Annotated in this window: 7 protein-coding genes; 3 read left to right on the forward strand and 4 right to left on the reverse strand. The window is 55.7% G+C overall.

All coding sequences use genetic code 11. The features are described 5' to 3' along the window. Window positions 1-263: 263 nt before the first annotated feature. Window positions 264-1,847, forward strand: coding sequence for a TerC family protein (locus Q5705_03835; protein WLI77699.1), 1,584 nt, complete (start codon window positions 264-266; stop codon window positions 1,845-1,847). Window positions 1,848-1,895: 48 nt separating this feature from the next. On the opposite strand, the gene asmA is transcribed toward Q5705_03835, so the two are convergent. From asmA to udk, 3 genes are all read right to left on the reverse strand, one after another. Next, window positions 1,896-3,740 carry an outer membrane assembly protein AsmA gene (gene asmA, locus Q5705_03840; protein WLI77700.1) on the reverse strand — a complete coding sequence of 615 codons (1,845 nt, stop codon included), beginning with the start codon at window positions 3,738-3,740 and terminating at the stop codon, window positions 1,896-1,898. 25 nt (window positions 3,741-3,765) lie between these two features. After that, a complete protein-coding gene (dcd, locus tag Q5705_03845; protein ID WLI77701.1) occupies window positions 3,766-4,347 on the reverse strand; it encodes a dCTP deaminase in 582 nt (193 codons plus the stop codon). An 84-nt stretch (window positions 4,348-4,431) separates the two neighbouring features. Further along, a complete protein-coding gene (gene udk / locus Q5705_03850) occupies window positions 4,432-5,073 on the reverse strand; it encodes a uridine kinase (GenBank protein ID WLI77702.1) in 642 nt (213 codons plus the stop codon). A gap of 353 nt (window positions 5,074-5,426) precedes the next feature. On the opposite strand from udk, the gene Q5705_03855 reads away from it, so the two are divergent. Continuing rightward, the gene (locus tag Q5705_03855; protein ID WLI77703.1) at window positions 5,427-8,756 is read left to right on the forward strand and encodes a diguanylate cyclase; all 3,330 of its coding nucleotides are present in this window, start codon (window positions 5,427-5,429) and stop codon (window positions 8,754-8,756) included. A gap of 31 nt (window positions 8,757-8,787) precedes the next feature. Here the strand turns inward: Q5705_03855 and alkA are convergent, their stop codons facing one another. Further along, window positions 8,788-9,633: a DNA-3-methyladenine glycosylase 2 gene (gene alkA, locus Q5705_03860; GenBank protein WLI77704.1), complete on the reverse strand. Its 846-nt coding sequence runs from the start codon at window positions 9,631-9,633 to the stop codon at window positions 8,788-8,790. A 133-nt stretch (window positions 9,634-9,766) separates the two neighbouring features. On the opposite strand from alkA, the gene yegD reads away from it, so the two are divergent. After that, the gene (gene yegD, locus Q5705_03865; protein WLI77705.1) at window positions 9,767-11,119 is read left to right on the forward strand and encodes a molecular chaperone; all 1,353 of its coding nucleotides are present in this window, start codon (window positions 9,767-9,769) and stop codon (window positions 11,117-11,119) included. Window positions 11,120-11,209: the final 90 nt, after the last annotated feature.

Here is an 11,209-nt window from a genome sequence, read left to right on the forward strand (position 1 = left end):
AATATTAAGAGCTAAATTTTAAAGTTTTAGGAATTAAGCCATATTGACAAAACACTTACATAGACTTACCTATGCGATATTTCCTAATTTGGCGGTCAAAATAGCGACAATTAATCACAATAATAATAAGGAAATAGACTTTAAATATATTTTATTTGTCATATTAAATAAGAATAATCGCAGGCTGGCATTGCAATTTACCCCAGCTTTATCCAGGATCGATCTGTGACAATTGTCATATCACATAAGGTGTTACGTTTACGATGGAATGGATTGCCGATCCGTCAATCTGGGCCGGGCTGGTCACGCTGGTAGTGATCGAGTTAGTGCTCGGTATAGATAACCTGGTCTTTATCGCGATTCTGGCGGAAAAATTACCGCCGTCACAGCGCGACCGCGCGCGGGTGACTGGCCTTATCCTCGCGATGTTAATGCGCCTGCTGCTGCTGGCGTCTATCTCATGGTTGGTGACGTTAACCCAGCCGCTGTTTACCGTCCGCGGTTTAAGTTTCAGCGCCCGCGATCTGATCATGCTGGTCGGCGGGTTATTCCTGCTGTTTAAAGCTACTGTCGAGCTAAATGAACGGCTCGAAGGCAAAGACAGTGATAACCCCACACAGCGGCGCGGGGCGAAGTTCTGGGCGGTGGTTACGCAAATTGTGGTGCTCGATGCCGTATTTTCCCTGGATTCAGTGATCACAGCGGTCGGTATGGTTGACCACCTGGCGGTGATGATGGCGGCGGTCGTTATTGCCATCTCGTTAATGCTGCTGGCAAGCAAATCCCTCACCCGCTTTGTTAACAATCACCCGACCATTGTGATCCTCTGCCTCAGCTTCCTGCTAATGATTGGTTTTAGCCTTGTTGCCGACGGCTTTGGTTTCCATATTCCGAAAGGCTATCTCTATGCAGCCATCGGCTTCTCGGTCATGATCGAAGCCCTTAATCAACTGGCTATCTTTAATCGCCGCCGTTTCCTGTTTGCCGACCATACGCTGCGCCAGCGCACCACAGAAGCGGTGATGCGCCTGTTAAGCGGGCGCAAAGAGGATGCCGAACTGGACGCCGATACCGCCTCGATGTTGCGCGATAGCGATGACAGCCAGATTTTTAACCCGCAGGAGCGGCGGATGATCGAGCGTGTGCTGAACCTTAATCAGCGCACGGTGAGCAGTATCATGACCTCACGCCATGATATCGAACATATCGATCTTGACGCGCCGGAGGAGGAAATCCGCGCCCTGCTGGATAAAAACCAGCACACGCGCGTGGTGGTGACGGGCGGTGAAGGTGAAGAAGCGCTGCTGGGCGTGGTGCATATTCTCGATCTGTTGCAGCAGTCGCTGCGCGGCGAGCCGCTGGATTTGCGTGTGCTGGTGCGCCAGCCGCTGGTGTTCCCGGAAGGGTTGCCGCTGTTACAGGCGCTGGAGCAGTTCCGTAATGCCCGCACCCACTTCGCTTTTGTGGTGGATGAGTTTGGTTCCGTTGAGGGCGTGGTCACGCTGAGCGATGTGATGGAGACCATCGCCGGGAATCTGCCAAATGAAGTGGAAGAGATCGACGCCCGCCATGATATTCAGAAAAACAGCGACGGGACCTGGACCGCGAACGGCCATATGCCGCTGGAGGATCTGGTGCAGTATGTGCCGTTGCCGCTTGATGAGAAGCGCGATTATCACACTATTGCCGGGCTGTTGATGGAGTATTTGCAACGGATCCCGACGCCCGGCGAAGAGGTGCAGGTAGGCGATTACCGCCTGAAAACGCTGGAAGTGGAAAGCCACCGGGTACAGAAAGTGCAGTTGATTCCGCTGGAAAGGGAAGACGAACCCGATTACGACGTGTAAAACACACCGTGATTGCCCGATGGCGGATTCGCTTATCGGGCAATCACATTACATCTTCTCGAGCAGCTTCTTCACATCTTTGCTGCTCTGCTTGTCTTTATTGCGATCGGCCCAGTCATTCAGCTTGCGTTTGGCTTCATCCTGCAAATGCTTACGCAACAGCTGATCCACCTGCAAATTATAATTAAGCGCCTGCCACTGCCCGTACACGCGCAGCGGGATTGGCGTACTCTTCAGGAAATCGACAAGCTCGCCTTCCCCTTTCCAGCCGCCCAGCACCAGAATATTAAAGCGGGTATCGGCCTGCTCTTTTATGAGATCCATCGTCCCTTCGCCGGTCAGCGTCATCAGCGGAGAACTTCCCTGCATATCGTGCAGCATCATCTGCCCGTCATTGAGCGACAAATCGCTGCTGAAACTGTCCAGCCTTGTGGCATTGTCATATTTTTCCTGCGCCTGCACATCACTGCTGCGCGCCACCGCCTGCTGGATCAACTGCTGGAAGTTGAGCCCTTCCATACGGCTATTTTTCAGCTCAACATGGGCGTCGCCTTGCCAGCGTCGGCGGAAATCATCCGCATCAATATTCGGGCCGGAAAAATCCCCCGCCATGGTCAGGCTACCGGTCAGGGCAATCGGATAGTTAAATGCTTTGAGAATATTGCCGATTTCGACATTATCCAGACGCGGCTGGAACACCGCGAGGGACCTGGCGCTGCGCACATCCAGCTTGCCAGGCAGTGAAATCTGCCCGTCGCCCATTTTCCCCTGCAAGGTCGGGATCGACAGCAAACCCGCGTCATTTGTGAACTGCCCGCTGACATCGGTAAATTGCATGCCGCGCCAGCGCACACTCTTCGCCGCAATCCCAATCTGGGCCGTGAAGCTGCGCAGACCATTGTACTCGGGCATATCCGGGCTGTTGGCGATGACCGGGCGCGGCAGACGGTTTTGCACCTGTCCCTGCTGTACCGGCGTATCGCTGGCCGTCGGTTGCGGCGGCAACAAATTGTCCAGATTAAGCGTATCGAATTGCAGATCCAGCGCCCACACCGGCACATCGCCCAGCGTTACGCTACCGCTGCCGGTCAGCGCGCTGTCATTGGCGCGCAGATTGAGTGACGAAAGCGTCAGGCGTTGATCGGTGCTTTGCCACTGCGCCTGTAACTGCCCTTCTCCTTCAATCCCCTGCGGAGAAATATCGCCCCCGCGCAGTTGAAACTGCACGTTATCGATAGCGGCGGTGACATTGTGCGGATAATCATGCGCATCGACATTGGCGCTAAGGGAAAGGGTTAAATCCCGTTGATTACGGTTGATGCGCCCGGCGAACTCCAGCGAGGCCTGATGGTGGTCGTCCTGTTCCATTTGCAGATGAATATCACGCACCGTCACCTGCTCATCATTTTCATGCTGGAGCACCAGTACGCTATCTTCCACCTGCAAACGGGCGATATCCCACGACCAGCCACGATCCTCTTCTGCCTGCGGCAGCGTATTTTCATGAGGAGCGACCGGCGCATCCTGCTGCGGCGCCGCTTTGGTGTCGGGAGTCAGTTGGATAACCGCCCCTTTCAACATCACCTCTTTGACATGGAGTTGATGGGAAAGCAGCGGCCAGAGATTGACATCAAGGCGCATATTATCGGCTTTAACGACCGGGGCCTGCGCGCCTGGCGCGGTTAACGTCATGCGCCCGGAAAGAATGCTAAGTTGCGGCCAGACATGCCAGCGCAACGGGCCATCAAGCTGTAATTGATAGCCGCTACGCGCCTCAACCTGACGCACCATATAAGCACGAAAATCGTTGGGGTTGACCAGCAACACCAACGCTGACAGGCCAGCGACCAGCACGACCAGCAGGATCATCAGCGTGGTTAACACTCTTCTCATGGCGTCCTCAGTGGGGGTAAATCACTCAGTCTTTATCGATGCGGCTGGCAACCGCGCCTTGTTGATCGCGGTATTTCGCATCTTCACGGCGGTTATAAGGGCGCTCCGCCGGGCCGGACAACGGCTCGAAACTCAACGCCCCAATCAGCATACCCGGGCGCAATGCCAGCGGCAGTTTGCCGGAATTATAGAACTCCAGCACAATGCAGCCCGACCAACCCGGATCGATACGGTGCGCGGTCACGTGCACCATTAACCCGAGACGCGCAAGGGAAGAACGACCATCCAGCCAGCCCACCAGATCCGCAGGCAGCGTGACCGATTCATAGGTCACCGCCAGCGCCAGTTCGCCAGGATGCAGGAAAAACGCGTCGCCATCCGCCAGCACAATCTCATCGCTCATCACGCGATCAAGGGCGGCGCTCACTTCATGTTTAGGCCCGCTAAGATCGATAAACGCAGCGGTATGCCCACTGAATGTGCGGAATTTGTTGCCAAGACGGACATCCACTGTCGCGCCATTAATACGTTCCACCGGCGGGCGCGGGTTTATTGAGAGTCGGCCCTCATTCATCCAGGCTTCGATATCCCGATCACAAAGACGCATGGCACATTCTCCTTTGGTGCGATACGCCCCTGAAAATATTCAGGGGACAGATAATTAACACTGAGTCTGACAGCCTAACATGTATTACTCAAAAAATTGGCTGATTTTGGCTTTCAGAATATCTATAGCAATGCGGTTCTTACCGCCGCGCGGCACGATAATATCGGCATACTGCTTGGAAGGTTCAATAAATTGCAAAAACATCGGCCGCACGGTTTTTTGGTACTGCGCCATCACGGAATCCATAGAACGGCCGCGCTCGTTAACGTCGCGTTTGATACGGCGCATCAGGCAGATATCCAGCGGGGTATCAACGAAAATCGAGAAATTCATCTCATCGCGCAGGCGTGAATCGGTCAGCAACAGGATCCCTTCCAGGATGATGACTTTTTTGGCTTCAATACGAATAGTTTCTTGTGTACGGGTATGTTCCACATAGCTGTACACCGGTAATTCAATGGCTTCGCCGCGTTTAAGTGACTGTAAATGCTGAAATAACAGACTATGATCCATCGCACTCGGATGGTCGTAGTTGGTTTTCACACGTTCTTCCATCGACAGATGGCTTTGATCTTTGTAGTAGCTGTCTTCTGGAATAACGCCAATATGTTCATCACCTACCTGCTCGCGCAACTCGCGGTAAAGCGTACTGGCAATAAGACTTTTACCTGAAGCAGATGCGCCGGCGATGCCGATAATGACGCACTGATGAGACTGATCAGTCATAAATTTAGCGACCTGATTAACCTGGATGTAAAGGAAGGACGACGCCTGAGCGTCAAACGCGGCAATTATAGGGATTTCGCCGCCGTGATACCAGTCGAATAGACCAGACGCCACGGCATGCTAAAAAGTGGGCGATTTTCGTAAACCGCGCTGACTCTTCGCAAATTTCGGCCTGTAAAAACGGCACCTCACCAGCCTTTTGCGACGTCACTAAGTATTTAATAACCCTGCGATGTCAATTTATGAGCGCACGGCATAGGAATTGTAAATTGTTTGTACTAGCATAATCCGACACCCAAATTTCACTCGTCGGACCCGGCTGTACACGCCACACGTTCGCGGATAAAGCGGTAATGAAAAAACAATCCCAGCGCGTTTTAGTTACCACACCCCACCCCGGACTGCGGCTCCTCAGTTTAGGGCTTCTCTCGTTTATCTTTACCCTCTTCTCGCTGGAACTGATTCGTTTTGGCACCATCATCGCGCCGTTGTGGTTCCCCACTGCGATCATCACCGTGGCGTTTTACCGCCATGCCGGACGGATGTGGCCGGGCATTGCGTTTGCCTGCGCGCTCGGCAACGTGGCCGCCACCGCGTTCCTCTTTTCATTCTCATTTGTCGATCTGCGCTACACGGCGGTGAATATTGTTGAAGCCGCCGTGGGTGCGATCCTGCTGCGTAAGCTGCTGCCCTGGTATAACCCGCTGCAAAACCTGGCCGACTGGGTGCGCCTCGCCATCGGCAGCGCGCTGATCCCGCCGCTGGTCGGCGGTGTGCTTATCTGCCTGCTGGTGCCGACAGACACGATGCTGCGCACGTTTATTGTCTGGGTGTTGTCCGAAGCCATCGGCGCGCTGGCGCTGGTGCCGCTCGGGCTGCTGTTTAAACCCCATTACCTGTTACGCCACCGCCAGCCGCAACTGCTGCTGGAGTTCCTCGCCACACTCGCGCTCACATTGGTGCTCAGTTGGCTCTCATTACACTATTTGCCGTGGCCTTTCACCGCCATCATTGTGCTGTTGATGTGGAGCGCGGTGCGCCTGCCGCGCATGGAAGCGTTTCTTATCTTTCTTGCCACCGTAATGATGGTGTCGCTGGTACTGGCCGTCGATCCGGGTCTTATCACGCCGCCGAAAAACAGCGTGGTGATGAACGCCCCCTGGCTGCCGTTTTTGATGATCCTGCTGCCGGTGCATGTGATGACCATGGTGATGTATGCCTTTCGCGCCGAGCGCAAACACATCACCGAAAGTGAAGCGCGTTTTCGCAACGCGATGGAGTATTCCGCCATCGGCATGGCGTTGGTCGGCACCGAAGGCCAGTGGCTGCAAACCAACAAAGCGCTGTGCCAGTTTCTCGGCTACAGCCAGGAAGAGTTGCGGTTGATGACCTTCCAGCAGCTTACCTGCCCGGAAGATTTACATAGCGACCTTGAGCAGCTCGGGCAACTGGTGCGCGGCGATATCCCCAGCTATTCAATGGAAAAGCGCTATTACCGACGCAATGGCGATCTGGTGTGGGCTTTACTGGCGGTGTCGGTGGTGCGCCATGCCAACGGCACACCGCTCTACTTTATTGCGCAAATTGAAGACATCAACGATCTGAAACAGACCGAGTGGGTGAATAAGCGCCTGATGGAGCGCATCACCCTCGCCAATGAAGCGGGCGGGATCGGCATCTGGGAGTGGGAACTGGAGCCGGACATTATCAGTTGGGATAAGCGCATGTTCGAGATGTACGAAGTCCCTTTGCATCTCAAACCCACCTGGCAGTTGTGGTACCAACGCGTGCTGCCGGAAGACCGGGCAGAAGCCGAGCGGGTGGTCCGCGATGCGCTGGCCTCGCGCCAACCGTTTAAGCTGGAGTTTCGCATTGCCGTGAAAGATGGCATTCGCCATATCCGCTCGCTGGCGAACCGGGTGTTGAATAAAAACGGCGACGTTGAGCGCCTGCTTGGCGTCAATATGGATATGACCGAAGTGAAGCAGCTTAACGACGCGCTGTTTCAGGAAAAAGAGCGTCTGCACATCACGCTGGATTCCATCGGCGAAGCGGTGCTCTGTACCGATGTCGAAATGAACGTCACCTTTATGAACCCGGTGGCGGAAAAAATGAGTGGCTGGTCGCAAGAAAATGCCATCGGCCAACCGTTGATGACGGTGCTGCGCATCACCTTCGGTGAACACGGCCCGGCAATTGAAAACATTCATAGCGGCGCGATGTCCCGCACGGCGATTGAGCAGGATCTGGTGTTGCACTGCCGTTCCGGCGGCAGTTTCGATATTCACTACACCATTACGCCGCTCAGCACGCTGGACGGGCAGAATATCGGCTCGGTGCTGGTTATCCAGGATGTCACCGAATCACGTAAAATGCTGCGCCAGCTCAGCTACAGCGCATCACACGATGCGCTCACCCACCTGGCGAACCGCGTCAGTTTTGAAAACCACCTCAAGCGCCTGCTGTTAACAGTGCAGGAGTTCCACCAGCGTCATGCGCTGGTATTTATCGATCTCGACAGGTTTAAAGCGGTAAACGATACCGCCGGTCACGCCGCCGGTGACACGCTGTTGCGCGAGATTTCAACGCTGATGCTCACCCTGTTGCGCTCAACGGATATTCTTGCCCGCCTCGGCGGCGATGAGTTTGGGTTGCTGCTCCCGGATTGCAACGTCGAAAGCGCGCGCTACATTTCGGGCCGCATCATTGAAGCGATTAATGACTACCACTTTACGTGGGAGGGGCGTTTGCATCGCATCGGGGCCAGCGCCGGGATCACCATTATTGATGAATATAACTGCCAGGCATCTGAAGTAATGTCGCAGGCGGATATCGCCTGTTATGCGTCGAAGAATAACGGGCGCGGCACGGTTACCGTTTACGAGCCGCAGCAGGCGATGATGCAGCATGAACACACAATGATGTCGCTGGATGAGCAGTGGCATATGATCAAAGACAATCACCTGCTGCTGATTGCGCGCGGTGTTGCCTCCCCGCGCGTGCCGGAAGCCTGCAACTTCTGGCTGCTCTCTTTGCGCTTATGGACCAGCGAAGGCGAAGTGGTGGAAGAACACGCGTTTCGTGCCAGCCTGCATGAGCCAGAATTGCTTCGCGCCCTCGACCGGCGCGTGTTTCATGAATTTTTCCGCCAGCACGCAACCGCCGTCACCGGCAAAGGGCTTGGTGTTGCCCTGCCCCTTTCCGTTGCCGGGCTGGCAAGTGCTCAGCTGGTGGATGAACTGCTGCTGATGCTGGAAAGCGGCCCGATGCCGGGGCGTTTGCTGCATGTTGTTATTCAGGCTGAAGCCCTGATGCGCGAAGGCAATACCGTTGTTGATAATCTGCAACGGCTGCGCCAGGCGGGCTGCCGCATTATTCTCAGCCATATCGGGCGCGATCTGGACGTGTTCGACCACCTCGCGCCGAATATAGCCGATTACCTGCTGCTGGAGCCGGAGCTGGTCAGCAATGTCCACGGTAATTTGATGGATGAAATGATGGTGACCATTATTCAGGGGCACGCCCAGCGCCTCGGTCTGAAAACTATCGCCGGGCCGACCAACCAGCCGATGATGATGGATACCCTTTCCGGCATTGGTATCGATATGATTTACGGCGATATTATTTCCCAGCCGCAGCCGCTTGATTTAATGCTGAATACTCATTATTTCGGCATCAACTAATCGCCAGATGGCGGCGTTGCCTTATCCGCCATTACGCTTCGGGCACCCACTCCGGGGTATACCAAATATGCAATAACGCATACGACCGCCACGGCTGCCAGCGCTCGGCGTAACGCCGCGTCTGCGCGGGCGTCATCCCGGCGAAACGCTGCTTAATCGCATAATCGTCCGGTAAAAACACATCTTTTGCCTGCCAGCCGCGCAGGGCGAAATAATTGGCCGTCCAGCGCCCAATCCCCGGAAAGGTTTGTAACGTTTTCACGCCCTGCTCCACATCCTCTGGCAATGTCAGCGGAAATCGCCCTTCGCACACCGCGTCGGCAACCGCAATCAGCGCCTGCCCGCGTTTAAGCGGCATGCCCAGGGTTTTGAGTTCCTCCGCGTCTGCCACTGCCAGTTGCTCCGCCGTGGGAAAGCAGATAAACCCCGGCGCGTCTTCCAGCACATCCCCATAGCGGTGGGCAACTTTCGCGGTGAGTTTTGCCGCCATCGCCACGCTCACCAGTTGGCCTAATATCGCGCGGACTGCCTGCTCGAACGGGTCAACACTGCCCGGCAAACGTAAACCAGGACGCGCCGCGCCTACATCCCCCAGCGCGGCATTAATAATGTGCGGATCGCTATGCAAATCAAACAGGCGCACGAGACGCTGCAAACAGTGCTCTGCAATCGGCTCCAGCCCTTCGCTTAACGTCACCTTTAGCGCCGCACTGGCCTCATCCGGCTCGGCGGTGATCACCCCGCGATGCCCGGCAAACGCATAGCTGCGCACATAGCGCGTTTCACTGACCTCTTCCACGCCCGTCACGGCACGTGCACGTAAAAAACCCAACATCCATGCCCAGTCGTAGGGCGGCTGCCAGCGCAGTGTGTACATAAGCTCTCCTGAATAGTGACGCTAAAAGCATAACAACTCAGGCCATTTTCGCCTTGCTTTCATATTCCGGTTGTCGCCTGTCACGCATTCGGCTAAAGTCGCCCCCCTTCTTCACCGGCATGGGGATAGACAGGTGTTTATTGGTTTTGACTACGGTACGGCAAACTGCTCAGTGGCGGTGATGCGCGATAACGCGCCGCAGCTGCTGACCATGGAAAATAACAGTACCTTACTGCCGTCGATGCTCTGTGCACCGACGCGCGAAGCGGTCAGCGAATGGCTGTATCGCCATCATCAGGTTCCGGCCACGGGCAGCGAAACCCAGGCGCTGCTCAGGCGCGCGATGAGCTTTAACCGCGAGGAAGATATCGAGGTTAACGCCGCCAGCGTGCAGTTTGGCCTCGCCTCGCTGCGCCAGTATGTGAGCGACCCGGAAGAGGTCTACTTCGTTAAATCGCCTAAATCCTTTCTCGGCGCGAGCGGGTTAAAACCGCAGCAAATCGCCCTGTTTGAAGATCTGGTCTGCGCCATGATGTTGCATATCCGCAAACAAGCGGAAACACAGCTTCCCGAAAGCATCACCCAGGCGGTAATTGGCCGCCCGATTAACTTCCAGGGGCTCGGCGGTGATGACGCCAACGCCCAGGCGCAGGGTATTCTTGAGCGCGCGGCAAAACGCGCAGGCTTTGCCGATGTGGTGTTCCAGTTCGAACCGGTCGCCGCAGGGCTGGATTTTGAAGCCACCCTGAATGATGAGAAACGCGTGCTGGTGGTCGATATCGGCGGCGGCACCACCGACTGTTCGCTGATCCTGATGGGGCCGCAGTGGCGCGAAAAACAGGAGCGCACCGCCAGCCTGCTCGGGCACAGTGGCTGTCGCGTCGGCGGTAACGATTTAGACATTGCGCTGGCGTTCAAAAGCCTGATGCCGCTGCTCGGCATGGGCGGGCAGACGGAAAAAGGCATTGCGCTGCCCATTTTGCCGTGGTGGAACGCGGTGGCAATTAACGATGTCCCGGCGCAAACCGAGTTTTACAGCGCGGCGAATGGTCGCTTGCTGAATGATTTGCTGCGCGATGCGCGCGAGGCAGACAAAGTCGCCCTGCTGCGCAAAGTGTGGCAACAGCGGCTGAGCTACCGGCTGGTGCGCAGTGCGGAAGAGAGCAAAATCGCCCTGTCCGACACGCAACAAGTCAACACGGCGTTGCCGTTTATCAGCGAAACGCTGGCGACGGCTATCGATCAGGATGGCCTGGAAAACGCGCTTAACCAGCCGTTGCAGCGCATTATCGAGCAGGTGCAACTGGCGCTGGCAAGCAGCAATGACACGCCGGAAGTGATTTATCTGACCGGCGGCAGCGCCCGCTCGCCGATTATCAAAAAAGCGCTGGCGCAAACCCTGCCGGGCATTCCGATTGCCGGTGGCGATGATTTTGGCTCGGTCACCGCCGGGCTGGCCCGCTGGGCGCAGGTAGTATTCCGCTGATTATTTGCCGGGTGGCGGCACCCGGCGTTATTTTCTTCTACAAAATCGCCCTAACGCAAATTACCTGCCACTCATACGTTTCCAGACAGT

This window comes from Kosakonia sp. H02 (genome assembly GCA_030704225.1).
Taxonomy (GTDB): domain Bacteria; phylum Pseudomonadota; class Gammaproteobacteria; order Enterobacterales; family Enterobacteriaceae; genus Kosakonia.

Coding starts and splice junctions, on each gene's coding strand:
- udk (WLI77702.1), bottom strand. CDS start 5,073: ATGACTGATCAGTCTCATCAGTGCGTCATTATCGGCATCGCCGGCGCA.
- Q5705_03855 (WLI77703.1), top strand. CDS start 5,427: ATGAAAAAACAATCCCAGCGCGTTTTAGTTACCACACCCCACCCCGGA.
- Q5705_03835 (WLI77699.1), top strand. CDS start 264: ATGGAATGGATTGCCGATCCGTCAATCTGGGCCGGGCTGGTCACGCTG.
- asmA (WLI77700.1), bottom strand. CDS start 3,740: ATGAGAAGAGTGTTAACCACGCTGATGATCCTGCTGGTCGTGCTGGTC.
- dcd (WLI77701.1), bottom strand. CDS start 4,347: ATGCGTCTTTGTGATCGGGATATCGAAGCCTGGATGAATGAGGGCCGA.
- alkA (WLI77704.1), bottom strand. CDS start 9,633: ATGTACACACTGCGCTGGCAGCCGCCCTACGACTGGGCATGGATGTTG.